This window comes from Mycobacterium sp. 852013-50091_SCH5140682, from assembly GCF_001665685.1.
Lineage (GTDB): Bacteria > Actinomycetota > Actinomycetes > Mycobacteriales > Mycobacteriaceae > Mycobacterium.
Genome location: NZ_LZTB01000015.1, coordinates 28,717 through 49,767, shown reverse-complemented (window position 1 = coordinate 49,767; position 21,051 = coordinate 28,717). Strand labels below are relative to the sequence as shown.

The window sequence follows — 21,051 nt, the reverse complement described above, 5'->3', positions numbered from 1 at the left end:
GGTGGACACGACGAGGCCACCGGCCCCGGCGCCGGACCATCCCTGGTGCACCACACCGAAGTCCTGCACACCCGGCCACAACCCGCCCACAGCTGACCCCGACGTTCCAGTCTCCTGCAATCGCAAGGCGAGAACCTCGCAACTGGTGAGGTACCTCAGCCGAACCGAGAGCAGGAGACTGGAACATCACCGCCGAAAACCCCGGAGAGACATGACAATTTCCACTCCCCCGCCCTCGACGCTGACGGGGAAAGCGATCGACTCCTGGCCTGCGCAGTCGATGAAGCCCACGAAAGCCGAATGGCCCCGGATGCGCTGCAGGTTCATCACTGCTGACCCGGTGGGCGCGTGGGACGACTTCATCCTCATGGAGTGGGAGCTCGACAGATGTGGCTGGGAGGATTTCCACCCGCACACCGAGACGGCCTTCGTCGTCGAAGGCGAGCTCCACATCGAGTGCGACGGTGAGTCCGTCATTCTGGGACCCGGCGACACGGCACGCGTGAATCCCGGTCGCACGGCACGATACTCGTCCCCCGGCTACGCCCGGATGGTCACCACCTACGGGCCCAACCCCGACGGTAGGGAATCCCACTCGTTCCGATACTTCGAAATCTGAGTCAACGATCCAGTGCGTCCGAATAATTGGAGACTGACGTGGCCGCACGCAGAGGCAGACCGGTCGCTGAGCTGGTACTGACTGACGACGAGTCCGCGACGTTGCAGCGGTGGGCTGAGCAGGCGAACTCGCCAGCCCTCGCGCAGCGGTGCCGCATCATATTGGGTTGCGCGGCAGGCAATACCAACAAGCAGGTCGCTGCGAATCTGGGCGTTTCGCAGGAGATGGTCTGCAAGTGGCGGCAACGGTTCATCGCCAATCGGCTCGACGGGCTGGCTGACAAACCTCGTCCAGGCGCGCCGCGCACCATTACCGACGAGGCTGTTGAGGATGTGATCGTCGCGACGTTGCAGCGGCAGCCCAAAGAAGGCAAGCATTGGTCACGGTCCACGATGGCCGCCGAGACGGGGCTGTCACAGTCCGCGGTGGGACGGATCTGGAAATCGTTCGGAATCGGTCCGCAGCGGAGCGACACGTTCACGATCAGCACCGACCCGCAGTTCGTCGCGAAGGTGCGCGACGTCGTGGGGTTGTACCTGGACCCGCCAGAAAAGGCCTTGGTGCTCTGCGTTGACGAGAAGTCCCAGCTCCACGCCGCGGATCGCGGTGCAGCGGTACTGCCGACGACGTCCGGGATACCTTGGCGCACCCACGAATACGCGCACCACGGGGTAACCACCTTGTTCGCAGCGTTGGACCTGGCGACGGGCGCGGTCTGCGGATCACTGGATCGCCGGCGCCGCGCGACCGAGTTCAAGAAGTTCTTGGCGAAGGTCGACAGCACCGTACCCGCCGAGTTGGATATCTACTTGATCTGCGACAACTACTCGACACACAAGTCACCGACGATCATGAAGTGGCTGGCCGATCATCCTCGGTTCCATATGCACTTCACCCCGACGTACTCATCGTGGCTGCACCAAATCGAACACTGGTCCGGGTTGCTCACCCACCAGAAACTCCGCCGCAGCGTCTACCGCTCGATTCAGGCCTTCGAGAATGACATCCGAAATTGGATCACCACCTGGAACAACAACCCACACCCGTTCAATTGGACCAAGTCAGCTGACGAAATCCTCGACCGCCTGAGCCCATACCTTCAACCGATCCCCGGCGCTGCGCGCTAGACGGGTTCAGCGCCGTTGCGCAGTGCGGTTGCAGCACTCGACCTTCGGCCGATGACCGTGAAACGGTATTGATCTCAAGGGAATGCGCAGACTCACCAACCGGTCGGTCTAGCGGCGCTCACCGGACAATGACCGATAAGCGCGCATCGAGGCGCTGATCGGTTTCCGAAGGGCAAGTCCACCGAACGCGCCGCCGATCGCGGTCAGGGCCGCCACGCCGCTCAGCTTCCAGAACAGCTCACCGTGCCCCGTCTGATGCACGATGACCCAGTACGCCACGCAGCCGGCCGTGAACAGCAGGATGGCCGCGAACAGCACACCGAACATCGACGGGTAGTTGGTTTTCTTGTCGGTGATCTTTTCCACCATGTCTCCCTTTGTTGGGATCACGGTCGCACCACTGGCGGCCGACAGAGTTTAATCCGGTGAGACATTGTTGCCTGGCCTTAACTCGTCCGTGAACTGTAATACCGCCCCATTTAGAAGTCAATGGTTCGCGAGTACCCTCGCACCGGCTAATCAACAGTGGAATTTGATCAAATGCGACACCGGCCCCGCACGCGTAAAGCCGCTGCTGCACAGCGTTGTTGGGGTGAAGTGCACTCCGGGCGACGGGCCCGCAGCGCATTCAGTTAACTGGCAGGTAATTATCAGAATTCCTTGATGCTGGACACGAATCCACGTGACAAATAATGACCGCCAGGATTGGAGAACCAGGCGCGGCACTTCTCACCAATTCGAATGCGGACGTTGTCAGAATTGCGGCACGACCGGCCACCACCAGCGAATGGATGGCATCCGGCCGACGCCGTCGAGATACCGATGCGTTCTGAATCAGTTGCAGCCGCAGCCTATTTCATCAATTGCGGAAGAAGCCCGGCTCTGACTGGTCGGGCGAAGCCACCGCCGGACTGTCGTAGCGGGTGTCGAGCAGCGTGCTTTGTACGTGCTCGCCCATGCGCGCTGTCATTCGTTTGTTGAGAGCGGCCATGTGGCGGTTGGCCAGCGACATGAACCTTCGGGTGGCGGGGGAAATCGCTCCCCCGGCTCGGGTGATGAAGGCGAAGCTCTCGTGGTAGGCCGGATCCAGGGACACCCAACCGATACGATTCGAGTGCTCGTAACGCAGCACGGTGAACCGCGAAACGACAGTGTCGCCGATGCCTTCAGCAGCCAATTCGAGTGCCGCCGACTGGAACTCAACTTCGATGTCGGGGGTGATGGTCACGCCGAGTTCGCGGGCACGTTCGGCAATACCACGCCGCAGCGGATCCTCGGTCTGCCAGTGAGCTTCCGAGAGGATGAGGGTGGCGTCCGCCAAGTCCGCGATGGTGACGGGCCGCGCGGTCCGGGCCGGGTCAGCACTGACATAGACGACCTCGTCGACCAGCACGGGCGGGCTCACGGTCAGACGTTGATCGTCGATCGGCAGCTGCACCAGTCCGGCTTCCAGGTCTCCGGAACGCACCGCGTCGGCAACTTCCGACGAGTTCAGACCGACAATGCGGACCCGTACCCGCGGGTGCAAGGTGCGGAATTCCGCGATGAGCGGTGCCAGGAGATAGCGGTGAGCGCTGCTGAAGGTGCCGAAGGAGACCTCACCGCCCGTGAGGGTGCGTGCGACGCGAGCGGTGGCGGTCAGGTCGTCGGCGCTGCGCAGCGTCTGCTCGGCCAAAGGCACAATCAGGCGCCCGACGTCGGTGAGCGCCAGGGCCCGGCTGGTTCGGGTGAACAGTTGAGCGCCGAGGATGTGCTCAAGCCGGCGGATCTGCACCGAAAGACTCGGTTGCGCGATGTACTCGGCGGCCGCGGCGGCCGAGAACGACCCCGCCTCGACGGCGCGCAGGAAGTACCGCAACTGCCGCAGCGTGGGCCCTTCCGCCATGGCTAGTCGCCGGCTCCTGCGGCGCGAAACGCTGCTGAAACAACGGTGTATCGCGGCACGAACATAACCGCCAATCTATAGGAAAAAGCTTGAGCTGGCGCTCCATATCGGCCGTAGACGGTGCCAGGATCACCTCTCAAACTAGGAAACGACTGGTCAGCGCGACAGCGACGAAGATCACCCCAAGGAGTCATCAATGGACAATGGACAACACCACCCCACAGCGGTAATCACCGGTGCGGCCAGCGGGATGGGCCGCTCAACGGTCACCGCTCTGGTCAAGCAAGGCTGGGATGTCCTCGCGTTGGACCGCGACGTTGTCGAATACTCAGTCGCCGGCGAGACCGTCCGCACCGTGCAGGCTGACGTCACACGCCGCGACGAAGTGCAGCGCGCGTTGACCGACTTTCTGGGGCAGCGCCCCCTCGATCTGGTCGCCAATGTCGCCGGAATCTACCCGCCGAGCACACTGGACGACTTCACCGAGGAGCTCTACCGCAGGGTCTTCGACGTAAACGTCCTCGGAGTCCTCAACGTCACCGCCGAGTCCGTCGCCCACATGAGGGACGGCGGTTCGATCATCAATTTCGCCTCCGTCGACGCGTTCACCGTGTCGCCCGGTCAGCTGCTGTACGGAGCATCCAAGGCGGCCGTGGTGATGCTTACCAAAGAGCTTGCGCTGGAATTGGCGCCGCGCGGCATTCGAGTCAACGCCATCGCTCCTGGCTGGGTCAACACCCCAGGCAATGCAGCGACCGGCCGCATGGCCGCCGCGGCCGCATCGATCCCCCTCGGCCGCGTTGCCGAACCGGATGAAATCGCCCGCTGGGTACTGCTTCTCGGCAGTGCCGATGCGGCCTTCATGACCGGCGAGACAGTCGTGCTCTCCGGCGGCGACGTCATCCGCTGACCCGACAACCACACATCTTCATCGAACGGAAAATCATGGCAAACTACTGCGTCATCGGAGCCGGCGCCGCCGGCCTCTCGGCCCTCGACGTTCTCAGCACGCGCGGACACCAGGTGGACTGCTACGAGAAAAGCGATCGCGTCGCCGGCCACTGGAACACCGACTACGACGCACTGCACCTCATCACCTCGCGGAACATGACCACCTTCGAGGGATTCCCGATGCCCGAGGACTATCCGCATTTCCCGCGCCGCGATCAGGTGCGCGACTACATTGCCTCCTTCGCCACCACCCGCGGACACCACCAACGGATCTCCTTCAACACCGAAGTGCTGTCGGTCACCCCCGTCGACGGGCACGGACCCGTGGGAAGTGCCGGGTGGACGGTCACCACGAGCACCGGCGCCGGCACGTATGACGGTGTGCTCGTCGCCAACGGCCACCTGTGGGATCCGAAGATTCCCGATGTCCCAGGACACTTCAGCGGCAAGCAGATCCACTCGGGCGTCTACCGCAACACCGGCGACATTCAGGGACGCCGGGTGCTCGTGGTCGGCGCGGGAAACTCCGGCTGCGATCTGGCCGTCGACGTAGCCCAGCACCGCCTCGACGTCGACATCGTCGTGCGGCACGGCTCGTACTTCCAGCCCAAGATGTACTTCGGCCGACCACGCCAGGAAGTCCCGTTTCTGGCCGAATTCTCGCCCGCCGAACAGGATCTCATCGCGCGCCTGATGGCCCGCGTCTCGATCGGCGAAAACGCCGACTATCCCGGACTGCCCGTACCGCCGCATCGCACGCTGGCCGACGGAGCCACCGTCGTCAACGACCTGCTGCTGTACTGGATCCACCACGGCCGCATCACAGTGAAGGGTCACGGCTTGGAACGCTTCGACGGCAACACCGTGCACTTCGCCGACGGCACCGCCAAGGACTACGACACCATCCTGTGGGCAACCGGATTCCATGCGACGCTGCCGTTCCTCGACGATCAGTTGGTCACCAGACGCAACGGCCGGCCGCTTCGCTATGCCGGCGGCATCATTCCCGCCGGACTCGAAAAGCTCTATTACATCGGTCTTTCCGCCCCGCGCGGTCCGCAGATTCCGATCTACGGTGTCCAGACCAAGATCGCCGAACGCATGATGCGCCTGCATCAGGACGCCGGAAGCCACGGGGCAGGCATCGCCGCCTACTTCGCCCGGTTGCAGCAGCCCGACGACCGGATCGACATCCCACGCGATATCTGGCTCGAGCAGATCGCCGACACCAACCGGCTCCTGGACGCCCTCGAAGCCACCACCGAGGATCGGCTGCTCAATGCAACCAACTGATGACACCGCCGCAGCGCCAATGGCATCCAGAAACGAGAACACACCCATGTCCACACATCTGATCGATGACAGCCCGCTGACGCGCTATCACAAACGGCTGATCATCGCCTGCTCCGGCGGTCCTTTTCTGGACGGCTACCTGCTCAGCATCGTCGGGGTGGCACTCACCGGCGCCAGTAAAGACCTGGCGTTGGACTCCAACGCCATGGGCATCGCCGGCGCAGCATCGCTGATCGGTCTGTTCGTCGGCAGCCTCGTGTTCGGTCCCATCACCGACCGGATCGGACGGCGCATCATGTACACCGCCGACCTGATACTGATGATCGCCGCCTCGTTGGCATGCTTGTGGATTGGCACCGGCTGGCAGCTCATTGCGCTGCGCTTGGTCGTCGGGCTCGCCGTGGGCGCCGACTATCCCATCGCCACCTCACTGCTCACCGAGTGGATGCCGAAGAAGTACCGGGGTGCGGTGATCGGACTGCTCTCCACCATCTGGCTCGTCGGCGCTGTGCTGGCCTACCTCGTCGGCTATGCACTGACCTCTGCCTACGGGGAAGAGGCGTGGCGGTGGATGCTGGCCAGCGGCGCGGTATTCGGAATCATCGTGCTCATCCTCCGCATGGGTGCTCACGAGTCGCCGCGCTGGCTGATCTGTCGTGGCCGGGTGGAAGAAGCCCGCACGCACATCGCTGCGGTACTCGGACGCGACGTCACAACTCAGGAAGTCACCGCGCTGGTGGACTCCGAAGAGCCACAGCAACAGACGACCTCACTGATGGAGCTCGCGCGCGGCGACTACCTACGCCGTGTCCTGTTCTGCGGCCTCACCTGGATGTGCATCGCCATCCCCCAGTTCGCGTTGTTCACGTACGGCCCGATCATCCTGTCGCAGTTCGGCTTCGGCGATGGCGGGGCCGAGGAGACACTCGGCCAGATCATCTTGAACCTGGGATTCCTCATCGGCAGCCTCCCTGCCCTGCGCTGGGTGGAGACCCGCGGGAGACGTCCGCTGATGATCGGCAGTTTCCTGTTCGGGGCCTTGGCACTACTGCCGCTCGGGGTATGGCCAGACGCGCCGGGCTGGTTCGTCATCACCTTCTTCTTCCTGTTCACTCTGATCAACGGCGCAGGAACCATCCTGGTCTTCATCTACCCCAATGAGCTTTTCCCGACACAGGTCCGAGCCTCGGCGGTAGGTGTCGCCACTGCGATCAGCCGGCTCGGCGCAGCAATAGGCACCTACCTGGTGCCGTTGTCCCTTAGCGGAATCGGTACCGGACCCACGATGCTCATCGGCGTCGGGCTGACTGTGCTGGGACTGATCATCAGCATCTTCTGGGCCGAGGAAACCAGGAACAGATCACTGACCGCGACGGCAGGCAGCACGGATCCAGTCGGTCGCGACGAGCGCCCCACGTTGACCGGCGACCCCCGCACAAGTCCTGCCTGAATGTCCTGAACCAAAACAGTTCACTGGAATCTGGCGTTCGCTCAGCGACTGTCCCGATTGCGTTGGAACTGCATTGAAAACGGCCCCCGGAGTCTACTCCGGGGGCCGTTCTACCTAGTAGCGGGGACAGGATTCGAACCTGCGACCTCTGGGTTATGAGCCCAGCGAGCTACCGAGCTGCTCCACCCCGCGTTGGTGAACTCAAGGTTACCGAAGCGGTTGGCACAGCTCCAAATCGTATGGTCAAGGGCGGTTTTTGGCGGAAACAGCCGCCAAAATCAGCCCGCGAAACGCACCACTTGACCGCAGCGGAACACCCCGGAGGGGTCGTACCGGTCGGCCAGGGCAGCCAGCCAGTGCCGGGTGTCCGCGTCATAGACCCGCGCTGCCCGCCCGGCGTCTTCCGAAGGCGCGAAGTTCGGCAGCTGCCCGCCGGTGGACCACGGCATCAACTCGGCCACGAGCGCATCGGCCTGCGACCGCACCGCCTCGGCGATGGGCGGCACAGGTACCCCGATGACGGTCACTGCGTAGGCGGCATCGCGGTGGCAGAACGCACTGCGGTGCGCTCCTTCGCGCGCCAGCGCGCCGCCCAGCATCCGCACATCGACGATGGTCTGCATCGACCCCGAATCCGCCCCGGCGGCGGCCAGGATCACATCGACGGTCTCCGAGGTGAATTCGCGCAGCAGCGTGTGACTTTCGGACGTGGGCATCGGGTCGACCGGGTCAGCATGCACGGCGCCGATCGCCGCGTAGGGCAGCACGCCGACGGTATCGAGGACGGGATTCGCGACTGCCCGCAAAGGTGCCAGCCGTCGCTCTGCTTCGGCAAACTCGTCGACCGCGACGTAGCGCACGGCGATCGTGAGCTTGCCGGCCAACGGCTCGGGAACGCCCGGCATCTCCGGAAGCTGCAGCAGGGCAATAGAGGTGGAGATGCTCTCCGGGAGTTCCACGCACCACCGTGCCCACTCCCGCAGCACCGTCGGAGCATCCGCCCCGTCGAAATAAATTGAGCCGCCGTAGAATTCAGGGATCGGTAGCAAATCGATCTCGACCGCTGTGACGATACCCAGCGTCGACTTGCCACCGCGCAAGCCCCAGAACAGATCTGGGTTCTCCTCGGGGGTCGCGCGCAGCACCTCCCCTGTTCCGGTGACCAATTCGAACGACCGCACGTAATCCGCCGACAGGCCGACCGTCCGCACCAGCGGCCCCACCCCACCTCCTGTGAGATATCCGACGACCCCGACGTTGGGTGACGAACCGCACAGCGCGGCCAGCCCGTGCGGGGCCGCGGCATCCAGCACGTGCTGCCAGGTGGCTCCGGCCGCTACCCGGGCGGTGCGGGCAACGGGGTCGACCGTGCAACCGGTCATCCCCGCGGTCACCACGAGGATGGTGTCGGAGGCGACGCTCAGCGCGCCGTGGCCGGTGGCCTGCACCCCGACCCGAAATCCGCGACGCCCGGCGAAACCAACCGTGTTGGCGATGTCGTAGGCCGTGGTCGCCAGCACCACCGCAGCCGGCTCCACAGTGGCCGCCAGATTCCACGGTGCCGCTTTCTCATAGCCGGCCTCTCCCGGGAACGCCACGGGCGCGGCGACGTGGGCGCGCAGCCCCGTCAGGGCGTCGGCCAAGTCGTCGTAGGGAAGATCGGTCAGGGTCATCGGGGTCCTCTCGGATGTCAGTGCGAATCTCGGCGCACAGCATCGCTACAAGGACTTGGTGTTCACTTGTCGTCCAGCTAAGGCCCGCCGGACGCGGCCAGCAGACGCCAAGGTCCCCCGACATCGGCGTGTCGGGGGACCTTGGCGTCTGCTCGCGCGAGAAAGGTGAGGCGGGGCTACTTCGTGGCGTCGTACTTCTTCATCGCGTCGGCCAGACCCTGCAGCGCCTGCCCGTACTTGGCGAAATCACCACTGCGCTGGGCCTCTTGGGCCGCTGCCACCGCCGCGTCGATGTCCTGCAGTGCCGCAGCTTTCGCCGGTGACAACTGCACGGGTGGCTGCCCCGGGATGGGCACCGACACCTCGGGGGCACGGCTGCCCTGATCGGCCGCCGGCGGCGGTGCGGCAGGCGCCTGACCGGGCACCGGCGGTTTGGCGTCGGTGGGTGCGACGTTGGTCGCCGTTGCACCGGCCCCAGGACCGAACAACTCGGTCAACGCATCACTGACCGTCGGCCCGTAGCCGACCTTGTCGTTGTAGAGCATCGCCACGCGGATAAGACGTGGGTAGGACGATGCCGCGTCACTGGTGCCCGGCGAGGCGTACACCGGTGAGACGTAGAGCAGGCCGCCCTCACCCACGGGCAAGGTCAGCAGATTGCCCCACCGGATGCGGTTCTGGTTGTCGCGCCCGATCACACCGAGGTCTTGGCTGACCGCGGTATCGGTACTGATCGCGTTGAACGCCAGCTTGGGCCCGTTGACCTGACCGGGGATGGTCAGCACCGTGATCTTGCCGTAGTTCGATGGATCCGAGCTGGCACTGACATAGGCGGCCAGGAAGTCACGCTGGAACCTGTTCATCGCGCTCGTCAACTGGAACGACGCTGAATTGTCGTTGTTCGCAACATCTTTGGCGACGATGTAGTACGGCGGCTGGTAGCTGCTGGCCGTCGGGTTCGGGTCGAGCGGCACATCCCAGAAGTCCTGCGCCGAGAAGAACGTGATCGGGTTGTCCACGTGGTAGCGCGCCAACAGGGCCCGCTGCACTTTGAACAGATCCTCCGGATACCGCAGGTGCGCCTGCAGTTCCGGGGAGATGTCGCTCTTGGGCTTGACGGTGCCCGGGAACACCTTCTCCCAGGCCTGCAGCACAGGATCGGACTCGTCCTGCGCGTAGAGGGTCACAGTGCCGTCGTAGGCGTCGACCGTGGCCTTCACCGAGTTGCGGATGTAGGACACCTGCTTGTCCGGCGCCAGCCGGTTGACCGCCACCTCGTTGGAATCGGCCGTCGCGCTCGACAGCGTCGTCAGCTCCGAATACGGGTAGTTGTCGAGCGTGGTGTAGCCGTCGACGATCCACACCATGCGCCGGTTGACGATCGCCGGGTACACGCTGGTGTCGGTGGTCAGCCACGGCGCCACAGCCTCGACGCGCTTGGCCGGGTCACGGTTGAACAGGATCTTGCTGTTCTCGCCGATCACGTTGGAGAACAAGAAGTTCCGCTCGGCGAACTTGGCGGCGAACACGCTGCGCGACAACCAGCTGCCGATCGGAACGCCACCCTTGCCCTCATAGGTGTAGTTCTTGGTCTCGGTGTTGGTCTCGTAGTCGTATTCGCGGTCGACGCCGTTGCTGCCGACAATCGCATAGTCCTCGGGCGTGTTGGCGATCACCGGGCCGAAGTACACGCGGGGCTGATCCAGCGGGGCCGGGCCGGGCGACACCACACCGCCGTTGGCGCCGACGACACTGGCCAGGAACTCCGGGTAGCCACCATTCTGGTTGGGGTCGTTGGCAATACCGCGCACGGTGTTGGCGGGCGAGGCGATGAAGCCGTTGCCGTGGGTGTACACCGAGTGCCGGTTGATCCAGTCCCGCTGGTTGTCGATCAGACGGTCCGGGTTGAGCTCGCGCGCGGCCACCACATAGTCCCGCAAGTTGCCGTCCGGACCGGCGTAGCGGTCGATGGACAGCTGATCCGGGAAGTAGTAGAAGTTCTTGCCCTGCTGGAACTGAGTGAACGCCGGGCTGACGATGGTCGGGTCGAGCAGCCGGATGTTGGACGTGGTGGCCCGGTCCGCGGCGACCTGGGCCGCCGTCGTCTGCCCGGTGCTCTCGTAGTTGCGGTAGGTCACGGTCTCACTGGTGAGCCCGTAGGCCTGCCTGGTCGCCGTGATGCTCCGGCTGATGTATTCGCTTTCCTTCTGCGCGGCGTTGGGCTTGACGCTGAACTGTTCGACGATCAGCGGCCAGCCCGCTCCGACCACCAGCGAGCTCAGCAGCAACAGCACCACGCCGATGACGGGGATGCGCAGGTCTCGCAAGACGATCGCGGAAAAAACGGCCGCCGCACAGATCACCGCGATGGCCAACAGGATGAGCTTGGCGGGCAGCACCGCGTTGATGTCGGTGTAGCCGGCGCCGGTGAACGGTTTGGCCGAACGCGTGACGCTCAGTAGTTCGTAGCGGTCGAGCCAGTAGGCGACCGCCTTGAGCAGGATCAGGAAACCGACCAGGCTGATCAGCTGGATGCGGGCCGAGCGGCTCAGCGCACCGGTGCGCCCGGCCAGCCGAATACCGCCGAACAGGTAGTGGCCCAGCAGGTTTGCGATGAACGCCAGGAACGTCGCGACGAAGAGGTAGGTGAGGACCAGCCGGTAGAAAGGCAGATCGAAGGCGTAGAACCCGAGATCGCGCCCGAATTGCGGGTCGGTGATACCGAATTCGCCGCCATGCAGGAACAGCTGGATCCGCACCCAGTAGGTCTGCGCGACGATCCCGGCCAGCAGACCGATGAACACCGGGAGCCCGATGCCGAACAACCGCAGGCGGGCCAGCACGGTGGTGCGGTACCGGGCCACCGGGTCATTGGGTCCTGTCGCCGGGACGAACACCGGACGCGTGCGGTAGGCCAGGGCCAGCCCGGCGAACACGATCGCGCCCAGCAGCACTCCCGCGACGAGGAACACGACGAGGCGAGTGACCAGCACCGTGGTGAACACCGACCGGTATCCCAGTTCCCCGAACCACAGCCAGTCGACATAGGTGTCGACGAACCGCGGCCCGATAAGCAACAGCAGGACCACCACCAGCGCCAGCCCGATCAAAACCCGGCTTCGTCGCGTCAGCTTCGGCATCCTAGCCGCGGGCCGCATACCCACTCGTCAACTCCAGTCTCGGGGTTCCCGGATTACTGGCCTGCCGTGTCCGGCCTGCCGGATTTCCCCCAACTCTAGCCAGTTACCCCCGCGGGGCGGTTCAGCAGCGCGGAGGTTCGCCACCGGCAGAAAGCGTATGCAGCGCGTCGACGGCCCCCGTGAGCGTGTCGACTTTCACCAGTTGCATACCGTCCTGCGGTGCCGAACTGGCCTCGGCACAGTTCTCGGCGGGCACCAGGAACACCGTCGCCCCGGCGTCGTGCGCCGCCAGCATCTTGTGGGTGATGCCCCCGATCGAACCCACCTTGCCTTCGCCGGTGATGGTCCCGGTGCCCGCGATGAACTTGCCGTCGTTGAGATCGCCGGTCGTCAACTTGTCCACGACGGCGAGGCTGAACATCAGGCCTGCCGACGGGCCGCCGATGTTGGCCAGGTTGAAGCTGATGTCGAACGGCGCCCACGGCGCGTCGAGCACTCCCACCCCCAGGAAGCCGTAATCCCGGTCGGGGTTATGGCCAAGGGTGATGGTGGCCGTGCCGGCGGGAGCGTTCTTGCGGCGGTAGTCGAGGACGATGGTGTCCCCCGGCTTGGTCGCCTTGAGCAGCGCCTGGAACTCGTCGAGCTTGGCCACCGGCTTGCCGTTGACGGCGTCGATCGCGTCACCGGGCTTCAGCTTGCCCGCCGAGGGGCCGGGATCGGTCACGGTCTGCACCGTCACCGCCATGGGGTACTTCAAGAACGACAGTGCGGCGTACTCGGCGTTGTCCTCGGACCGCTTGAAGTCGCTGGTGTTGGCCTGGTCGATCTCGTCCTTGGACTTGTCGGGCGGGTACACGAGGTCACGTGGCACCAGCTGCTCACGGCCCGACATCCACAGCGTCAGGGCCTGCCCCAGGGTCAGCCCGTCACGCTGCGACACCGTCGTCATGTTGAGGTGCCCTGATGTCGGATGGACCTTCGCGTCGGGGCCCTCGATGTCGACGACCTGTTTGCCATCCACCTCACCGAGCGTGTTGAAGGTCGGACCCGGCCCTAGAGACACGTAGGGCACCGTCACCACGGAAAGCAGCACACCGAACACCAGAATCGGCACGAGAGCCACCAGCAGCGTCAAAATCCGCCTGTTCACGCCGCCAACAGTAAAGCCTGCGACACGAGGTTCACTGACAGCGTGACCCACAGCGTCACCAAGAGACCCTGTGGTGAGTACCGTTGGGGCTATGGCTGACCTGCCCTTCGGCTTCTCCGCCGGGGATGACCCCGACCGCGACAAGCGCAAGAAAGACCCAGATTCCGGCTCCGGATCCGGCGCCGATCCATTCGGTCTCGGCGCCGGCGGCGCCGGTTTCGACATGGGCGACCTGGGCCAGATCTTCACCAAGCTCGGCGAAATGTTCAGCGGGGCAGGCACTGCGATGGCCGGCGGCGGCCAGTCCGGCCCGGTCAACTACGACCTTGCGCGGCAGCTGGCGTCCAACTCGATCGGCTTCGTCGCCCCGATTCCCGACCAGACCAAGAGTGCCGTCGCCGACGCGGTCCGGCTCGCCGAGACCTGGCTCGACGGTGTCACGCCGCTGCCGGCCGGCACCACCCGCACGGTGGCGTGGACGCCGAGCGATTGGCTGGACAACACCCTGGAGACCTGGAAGCGGCTGTGCAATCCGGTCGCCGAGCAGATCTCGACGGTCTGGGCCTCGGCGTTGCCCGAGGAAGCCAAGAGCATGGCCGGCCCGCTGCTGGCGATGATGTCGCAGATGGGCGGCATGGCCTTCGGTTCCCAGCTCGGCCAGGCCCTCGGCCAGCTGTCCCGGGAGGTGCTCACCTCGACCGACATCGGATTGCCGCTGGGCCCCAAAGGCGTTGCCGCGCTCATGCCGGAGGCCATCGAATCGCTCTCGGAGGGTCTGGAGCGGCCCCGCAGCGAGATCCTGACGTTCCTGGCTGCCCGCGAAGCCGCGCATCATCGGCTGTTCAGTCACGTGCCGTGGCTGTCCAGCCAGCTGCTGGGCGCCGTCGAGGCATTCGCCAAGGGCATGAAGGTCGACATGTCCGGCATCGAGGACATGGCCAAGGGCTTCAACCCGGCCTCGCTGACCGATCCGTCCGAGATGGAACAGTTGCTCAGCCAGGGCATGTTCGAGCCCAAGGCCACGCCCGAGCAGGAAGCCGCCCTGGAACGGCTGGAAACGCTGCTCGCGCTGATCGAGGGCTGGGTGCAGACCGTGGTCTCTGCGGCGCTGGGTGATCGGATCCCCGGCACCGAGGCATTGTCCGAGACCCTGCGCCGGCGCCGGGCCACCGGCGGCCCGGCCGAACGGACCTTCGCCACGCTCGTCGGCCTGGAGCTGCGCCCACGCAAGATGCGCGAGGCGGCCGCCCTGTGGGAGCGGCTGACCGAGGCGGTCGGCGCCGACGCCCGCGACGGGGTGTGGCAGCACCCCGACCTGTTGCCCGACGGGTCCGATCTCGACGAGCCCGCCGGTTTCATCGACCGCATGATCGGCGGCGACACGAGCGGCATCGACAGCGCCTTCGAGCAGGCCATCGCCGATCTGCAGAAGGAACAGGGCGGCGACGACACCGAGCGTCGCGACGAGTCCTGAGGCCTGTGGATAACTGACGGGGCGATACCGCGCGCCGTGGCAGAGTCATGCCATGACGACGCGGTACGTGCTGGCACCCGGCCGCCCCGTGCTGCTGCGGCCCGACGGAGCGGTTCAGGTGGGCTGGGATCCCCGCCGCGCGGTGCTGGTCCATCCGCCGGGATCGATCACCCAGGCGCAGCTCGCCGATTTGCTGCACAGGTTGCAGGGCGGCGCGTCCCGAGACGAACTCGCCACGGCGGCAACAGAATTCGATGCCGCTGAGGCTGTCGATGAGCTGATCGCCGCGCTGACCGACGCCGGCGTCGTCACCGTCGCGACACCCCATCCGTCGCGTACCCCGTCGGTGCGCATCCATGGCCGCGGACCGCTCTCGGAACTGCTCACCAGCGCGTTGCGCTGCTCGGGAGCGCTGGTCCGGCACACCAGTCGGCCGCATGCGTCGGCGGTACCCGAGGCGACGGACCTCGTCGTGCTCGCCGACTACCAGGTCACCGAACCGCGGGTGCTGCGCGAACTGCACGAAGCCGCGGTGGCGCATCTGCCGGTGCGGCTGCGCGACGGCGCCGGGCTGGTCGGGCCGCTCGTCATCCCGGGCCTGACCAGCTGCCTGCAGTGCGCCGACCTGCACCGCCGCGACCGGGACGCGGCCTGGCCCGCGTTGGCCGCGCAGCTGCGCGGCACCGTCGGCACCGCCGGGCGGGCCACCATCCTGGCCACCGCGGCGCTGGCGCTGCGCCAGATCGACCTGGTGATCCAGGCCGTGCGGGAGGCCGGTGACTCGCGACGTGCACCGCAACCACCACCGACGCTGAATACCACGCTCGAACTCGATGCCGACGGTTACTCGATAAGCGCACGGCGCTGGACACGCCATCCCGAGTGCCCATGCTGAAAACGAATGTTGCCACTAAGTTGTGGCCCGTTCAGGACTGTCATGGATGATGGTCTGGTGTCTGACATCAAACGGGGAAGCGTCGCACGCAACGCCAAGCTCGCCGGCCTGGCGGGCGGCATGGCCGGCCGCGCCGCACTCGGCTTCGGCAAACGCCTGACCGGCAAGTCCAAAGACGAGGTCACCGCCGAACTGATGGACAAGGCCGCACAGCAATTGTTCACCGTGCTGGGCGAGCTCAAGGGCGGCGCGATGAAAGTCGGGCAGGCGCTTTCGGTGATGGAAGCCGCCATCCCCGAGCAGTACGGCAAACCGTATCGCGAAGCATTGACCAAGCTGCAGAAAGACGCTCCCCCGCTGCCGGCGGCCAAAGTGCACCGGGTTCTCGACGGCCAGCTGGGCACGAAGTGGCGGGACCGGTTCGCCTCGTTCGACGACACCCCGGTCGCCTCGGCGAGCATCGGCCAGGTGCACAAGGGCATCTGGTCCGACGGCCGCGAAGTCGCGGTGAAGATTCAGTACCCGGGCGCCGACGAAGCACTGCGCGCCGACCTCAAGACCATCCAGCGGCTGGTCAGCGTGTTCAAGCAGCTGGCTCCCGGTGCCGACATCCAGGGCATCGTCGACGAGCTGACCGAACGCACCGAGATGGAACTGGACTACCGGCTGGAAGCCGAGAACCAGCGCGCGTTCGCCAAGGCCTATCGCAACGATCCGCATTTCGCGGTGCCCCCCGTGGTGGCCAGCGCACCGAAAGTCGTTATCGCCGAATGGATGGACGGCATCCCGATGTCGGTGATCATCCGCGAGGGCACGCCCGAACAACGCGACCTCATGGGCACCCGGCTCAGTGAGCTCACCTTCGACGCGCCCGCGCGGCTGGAGATGATGCACGGCGACGCGCACCCCGGCAACTTCATGCTGCTGCCCGACGGGCGCATGGGCGTCATCGACTTCGGCGCTGTCGCACCGATGCCCGGCGGCTTCCCGCCCTCGCTGGGACGCACGATCCGGCTGGCCCGGGACCAGAACTACGATCAGCTGCTGCCCGCCATGGAGGAAGCCGGATTCATCCAGAAGGGCCAACAGGTTTCGGTGCAGGAAGTCGATGACATGTTGCGCCAGTACGTCGAACCCATCGAGGTCGACGTGTTCCACTACACCCGGCGCTGGATCCAGCGGATGGCCGCGGGCCAGATGGACAACTCGGTCGCCCAGATCAAGATGGCCCGCCAACTCGACCTACCGGCCAACCTCGCCATCCCGCTGCGGGTGATCGCCTCGACCATCGCCATCTGCTGTCAGCTCGACGCCCACGTGCCGGTGAAATCGATTGCCACGGCACTGGTTCCAGGATTCGCCGAAGAAGCTGCCTGAACCCGAAGGCTGGAGTGACGCCGACCCTTCAGGCGTCACTCCAGCACGAATACCCGACGTGTGCGGGAAAACCCGGCCGCGGCATCACGCCGCAGCCGGATTGCTCCCGGCGTCCTTACGCGGACGGCCACGCGGCCGCTTACGGGCCACGATGCTGCCGCGGTCAAGGATTTCGCCGCCCCACACACCCCACGGCTCCTGCCGCTCCAAGGCGGCGGCCAGGCACTCGGTGCGGATCGGGCAATCCGCGCACAGCGCCTTGGCGCGCTCGAGGTCGACGGGGCTCTCGGCGAACCACAGATCCGGGTCCTCGATGTGGCACGGCACCGCCGGCAGTCGCTTCTCGCATGTCACCGGCGTGAAGCTCATCCCCGGAGCGTTCATCGCAATGGACATGTACATATCCCCTGCTTCCTGGTCGTTGTTTCGGCGATCTATCTGTCTCTGATGGATCTGCGACCAGATTTCTCGGGGGTACCGACAAATATGGCCACGGATCCGGTTTGACTGCGGGTCCGTGGCCATTCGGCGGTGGTAAGAGCTCTACCTAGGTGGGGCTCCAATCCACGGACACGCGGGGCGTGGCGGCGGTGCGGCGCTTGTGCTGCGGGGCGACGCCTGCAACGGGCGGCCACACAGCATTGGCGACGAGCAGATGCCGCCCAGCGGGGGCTGCAGCAACGGCGACCGCACCAACGCCAGCAGCGGCCGCCAACCCAGCACGGGCGGCAGCGGCCACAGCGGCACGGGCAGCTACGGCTTGCCCGGCACGAGCGCTCATCACATAGCCGGCAAGGAAGGACGAGGGCATGCATTCGACCGCGACACCGCTGAGTTTGATGTTGCTAATCATTTCGGGCACCCTCCTTCCATCTCGCCGTCAGAGTTGTTGATCTTGAGACTAAAGCCTAGCAGTCAAATCGCACAACCTATTTTCTACCTGCGGTTTTGGCATGATTTTTACGATTTCTGGCGGGCTTTGACCAATGCCACCACATCGGCGCCGTACTGCTCGAGCTTGCGCGCACCGATCCCGGGGATAGCCACCAGCGCCGCGTCATCGGTGGGTTGGGTCTCGGCGATCGCGATCAGCGTGTTGTCGGTGAACACGACATAGGCAGGCACCTTCATCTCCTTGGAGACGCGCAGCCGCCAATCTTTGAGCTCGGCCAGCAGGTCCTCGTCGAGGTTCGCCGGACAGGTTTCACAGCGCCGCAGCATGATCGCCGTGGCCGTGGTCAGGGTCGCGTTGCACACGCGGCAGCGTGGGGCGGGGCCACGTTGACGGCGATTGCGGTCCGGGGCGGCAGCCTTGGCACCCGAAAGCTGAGGCGCGATGCCGTTGAGGAAGCGCGACGGCCGTCGCCCCTGCCGCCCACCCGGAGTCCGGGCCAGCGCCCAACTCAGCGCCAGGTGCACGCGCGCCCGCGTCACCCCGACATAGAGCAGCCGACGTTCCTCTTCGACCGGCTCACTGTCCGGGCCGTGGGTCAGCGCATGCGAGATCGGCAGGGTGCCATCAGCCAAGCCGACCAGGAACACCGCATCCCATTCCAGCCCTTTGGCGGCATGCAGCGAGGCCAGCGTCACGCCCTGCACGACCGGTGGGTGCCGGGCATCGGCGCGTTGGCGCAATTCGGCAACCAGGGCCCCCAGGTCGAGGTCGGGACGCACCGCGACCTCCTCGTCGACCAGCTCCGCCAGCGCGCCGAGCGCCTCCCAGCGCTCGCGGGCCCGGGTGCCCGCGGGAGGTTCGGCCGTCAACCCCAGCGGCTCCAGCAGCTCCCGCACCGTGGCGGCGAGATCGTCGGTCTCGGCGCCGCGTTCGGCGCTGCGCTGCAGCGCCACCAGCGCCTGGCGGATCTCCTGACGGCTGAAGAAACCCTCCCCGCCGCGCACCTGGAAGGCGATACCCGCCTCGGTCAGCGCCTCCTCGTAGACCTCGGATTGGGCGTTGATCCGGTACAGCACCGCGATTTCGGCCGGGGCCGTACCCGATTCGATGAGCTTTCTGATGGAACGGGCCACCGCGGCCGCCTCGGCGACCTCGTCGGGGTGTTCGGAGAAGGTCGGTGCCGGGCCGGGATCGCGCTGGCCCACCAGATGCAGCTTGCTGCCCGCCATACGGCCACGCGCCGCCGCGATGACCCGGTTGGCCAGCGACACCACCTGCGGCGTGGAGCGGTAGTCGCGTTCCAGGCGCACCACCGCGGCGTCGGGGAACCGCCGGGAGAAGTCGAGCAGATACCGCGGGGTGGCGCCGGTGAACGAGTAGATGGTCTGGTTGGCGTCACCGACGACGGTGAGATCGTCGCGGTCGCCGAGCCAGGCGTCTAGCACCCGCTGCTGCAGGGGCGTGACGTCCTGGTATTCGTCGACGACGAAGCAGCGGTAGCGGTCGCGGAACTCCTGTGCGACGGCGGCGTCGTTCTCGATGGCCGCTGCCGTGTGCAGCAGCAGATCGTCGAAGTCCAGCAGCGTGGTGTCGTCGCGGCGGGCCTTGAGCGACTCATAGCCGGCGTAGACCGCTGCGACCTTCGCCGCATCGAACGGGATGTCCCTACCGACCTGTGCCACCGCTGCGGGATAGGCCTCCGGCGTGATCAAAGATGCCTTGGCCCATTCGATTTCGCCGGCGAGGTCGCGCACGTCGTCGGTGCTGGTCTGCATGCCCGACCTGCTGGCGGCCTGGGCCACCACGGAGAACTTGCTGTCGAGCAGCTCCCAACCGGTGGTGCCCACCAGCCGGGGCCAGAAGTACTGCAGTTGCCGACGGGCCGCCGCGTGGAAGGTCACCGCCTGCACGGCGCCGGTGGGAACACCGGACTCGTTGCCCAGAGCCCGTAGCCGGCCGCGCATCTCCCCCGCGGCCCGCGCGGTGAATGTCACCGCGAGCACCTGGCTGGCTGCGACATGCCCGGCCGCCACCAGGTGGGCGATCCGGCGGGTGATGGTGCGGGTCTTGCCCGTGCCCGCACCGGCGAGCACACACACCGGGCCGCGGGCGGCGAGCACGGCCTCGCGCTGCTCATCGTCGAGATCGTCCAGGGCTGCGACGGGGGCCTGCGACGACATGGGGTCCATGATGGCAGCACTCGGTGACACCGTCGGGGATCCGGTGCCGGGCGCGGCATATACGGGCCGGTGACCAGCGCGAATCAGCTAGGCATACGTGGCGGTGGCGGTGGCGTGGGCGACACCGGCTCCCGACACCACGCTCAGGGCGACCGCGTCGTCGGCCGGCTCCCCCTGCACCCGGATCCGGTCACCGAGGAACACCGGACGCCGCAGCCGGAAATCGAACCGTCCGACACGGCGCCGCGGATCCTGCGCGCGCAGCAGCTCAGCCATGTAGATCGCCAGCAGCGGACCGTGCACGACCAGAGCCGGGTAACCCTCGACCCCGGTGGTGTACGCCTCGTCGTAGTGGATGCGATGGGCGTTGGCGGTCAGCGCGCTGAACCGGAACAGCAACGCGGAGTTGGGCGTCGGTTCTGCCGACCACGGAGTCGATTGTGCGGCAAGCGGTTCGGTGGCTTTCGCGAAGGCCGTGGAGGTGCCGTCGTCGCTGCGGTAGACCAGGTCCTGCTCCTCGACCAGCCGCACCGTCTCGCCCTGCCGGTAGGTGCTTCGCACCGTCACGAACAGCAGTTCACCGGTGCTGCCCTGCTTGACGGCGGTCCCGGCGATCTCGCAGCGACGCACGGCGGGTTCCCCGAGCACCAGGGGCGAGCTGATCGTCATCCGGCCCCCGGCGAACATGCGCCTGCGGTTCGGGATCGGCGGCAGGAAATGCCCGTCGCGGGGATGCCCGTCGGCTCCGAGTTCGGCCGTGCGCGGCCATTCCGCGAAGTAGATCCACTGCCACAGCGGCGGCAGCGCCGAGCCAGTGGTGAACGCGTCGTCGAGGTCGAGGGTGGCGGCCAGGTCCGTTCCGCGCTGCGGGATCAACGGATCCGCCGATTCGATCGGTTCGGGTGCCCAGTCGACGATGTGGCGCGCCAAGGTCTCTGGCAT

General features: G+C 66.0%; 17 protein-coding genes and 1 tRNA gene. 8 read left to right on the top strand and 10 right to left on the bottom strand.

Features of this window, described 5'->3' with window-relative positions:
* Window positions 1-211: 211 nt before the first annotated feature.
* A complete protein-coding gene (locus A5784_RS06195) occupies window positions 212-619 on the top strand; it encodes a cupin domain-containing protein (protein ID WP_232005961.1) in 408 nt (135 codons plus the stop codon).
* A gap of 38 nt (window positions 620-657) precedes the next feature.
* Entirely contained in the window at window positions 658-1,746 is a 1,089-nt protein-coding gene (locus A5784_RS06190; protein WP_064943372.1) for an IS630 family transposase, read from the top strand.
* A gap of 108 nt (window positions 1,747-1,854) precedes the next feature.
* Here A5784_RS06190 and A5784_RS06185 read toward each other — a convergent pair whose 3' ends face one another.
* Both A5784_RS06185 and A5784_RS06180 read right to left on the bottom strand, forming a co-directional pair.
* A complete protein-coding gene (locus A5784_RS06185) occupies window positions 1,855-2,136 on the bottom strand; it encodes a hypothetical protein (RefSeq protein WP_232005960.1) in 282 nt (93 codons plus the stop codon).
* Window positions 2,137-2,605: 469 nt separating this feature from the next.
* Window positions 2,606-3,631 (bottom strand): LysR family transcriptional regulator, encoded by a 1,026-nt coding sequence (locus A5784_RS06180; protein ID WP_064943347.1) that lies wholly within the window; start codon window positions 3,629-3,631, stop codon window positions 2,606-2,608.
* Window positions 3,632-3,827: 196 nt separating this feature from the next.
* On the opposite strand from A5784_RS06180, the gene A5784_RS06175 reads away from it, so the two are divergent.
* From A5784_RS06175 to A5784_RS06165, 3 genes are read left to right on the top strand one after another with little or no spacing between them, the layout of a single operon-like run.
* Window positions 3,828-4,541, top strand: coding sequence for an SDR family NAD(P)-dependent oxidoreductase (locus A5784_RS06175; RefSeq protein WP_064943345.1), 714 nt, complete (start codon window positions 3,828-3,830; stop codon window positions 4,539-4,541).
* Between the two features lie 35 nt (window positions 4,542-4,576).
* On the top strand, window positions 4,577-5,875 hold the full coding sequence (locus tag A5784_RS06170; RefSeq protein WP_064943343.1) for a flavin-containing monooxygenase: 1,299 nt from the start codon (window positions 4,577-4,579) through the stop codon (window positions 5,873-5,875).
* Between the two features lie 46 nt (window positions 5,876-5,921).
* Entirely contained in the window at window positions 5,922-7,325 is a 1,404-nt protein-coding gene (locus tag A5784_RS06165; protein ID WP_064943370.1) for an MFS transporter, read from the top strand.
* A gap of 118 nt (window positions 7,326-7,443) precedes the next feature.
* Here A5784_RS06165 and A5784_RS06160 read toward each other — a convergent pair.
* From A5784_RS06160 to A5784_RS06145, 4 genes are all read right to left on the bottom strand, one after another.
* Window positions 7,444-7,517: transfer RNA gene (locus A5784_RS06160), tRNA-Met, on the bottom strand.
* An 86-nt stretch (window positions 7,518-7,603) separates the two neighbouring features.
* A complete protein-coding gene (locus A5784_RS06155; protein ID WP_064943341.1) occupies window positions 7,604-8,998 on the bottom strand; it encodes an FAD-binding oxidoreductase in 1,395 nt (464 codons plus the stop codon).
* 176 nt (window positions 8,999-9,174) lie between these two features.
* Window positions 9,175-12,162 carry a UPF0182 family protein gene (locus A5784_RS06150; protein ID WP_064943339.1) on the bottom strand — a complete coding sequence of 996 codons (2,988 nt, stop codon included), beginning with the start codon at window positions 12,160-12,162 and terminating at the stop codon, window positions 9,175-9,177.
* 97 nt (window positions 12,163-12,259) lie between these two features.
* Window positions 12,260-13,288, bottom strand: coding sequence for a YlbL family protein (locus A5784_RS06145; protein WP_064943337.1), 1,029 nt, complete (start codon window positions 13,286-13,288; stop codon window positions 12,260-12,262).
* A gap of 73 nt (window positions 13,289-13,361) precedes the next feature.
* On the opposite strand from A5784_RS06145, the gene A5784_RS06140 reads away from it, so the two are divergent.
* From A5784_RS06140 to A5784_RS06130, 3 genes are read left to right on the top strand one after another with little or no spacing between them, the layout of a single operon-like run.
* The gene (locus tag A5784_RS06140) at window positions 13,362-14,762 is read left to right on the top strand and encodes a zinc-dependent metalloprotease (protein ID WP_197514649.1); all 1,401 of its coding nucleotides are present in this window, start codon (window positions 13,362-13,364) and stop codon (window positions 14,760-14,762) included.
* A gap of 52 nt (window positions 14,763-14,814) precedes the next feature.
* Entirely contained in the window at window positions 14,815-15,657 is an 843-nt protein-coding gene (locus A5784_RS06135; RefSeq protein WP_064943333.1) for a TOMM precursor leader peptide-binding protein, read from the top strand.
* Between the two features lie 42 nt (window positions 15,658-15,699).
* Entirely contained in the window at window positions 15,700-17,034 is a 1,335-nt protein-coding gene (locus A5784_RS06130) for a macrolide-binding ATPase MABP-1 (RefSeq protein ID WP_064943331.1), read from the top strand.
* Between the two features lie 84 nt (window positions 17,035-17,118).
* Here the strand turns inward: A5784_RS06130 and A5784_RS06125 are convergent, their stop codons facing one another.
* From A5784_RS06125 to A5784_RS06115, 4 genes are all read right to left on the bottom strand, one after another.
* Window positions 17,119-17,436, bottom strand: a complete 318-nt coding sequence (locus tag A5784_RS06125) for a WhiB family transcriptional regulator (protein WP_036426048.1) — start codon at window positions 17,434-17,436, stop codon at window positions 17,119-17,121.
* A gap of 145 nt (window positions 17,437-17,581) precedes the next feature.
* Window positions 17,582-17,887, bottom strand: a complete 306-nt coding sequence (locus A5784_RS37395) for a hypothetical protein (RefSeq protein WP_232005959.1) — start codon at window positions 17,885-17,887, stop codon at window positions 17,582-17,584.
* Between the two features lie 107 nt (window positions 17,888-17,994).
* Entirely contained in the window at window positions 17,995-20,109 is a 2,115-nt protein-coding gene (locus A5784_RS06120) for an ATP-dependent DNA helicase UvrD2 (RefSeq protein WP_064943368.1), read from the bottom strand.
* An 87-nt stretch (window positions 20,110-20,196) separates the two neighbouring features.
* Window positions 20,197-21,051, bottom strand: coding sequence for an HTD2 family dehydratase (locus A5784_RS06115; RefSeq protein WP_064943329.1), 855 nt, complete (start codon window positions 21,049-21,051; stop codon window positions 20,197-20,199).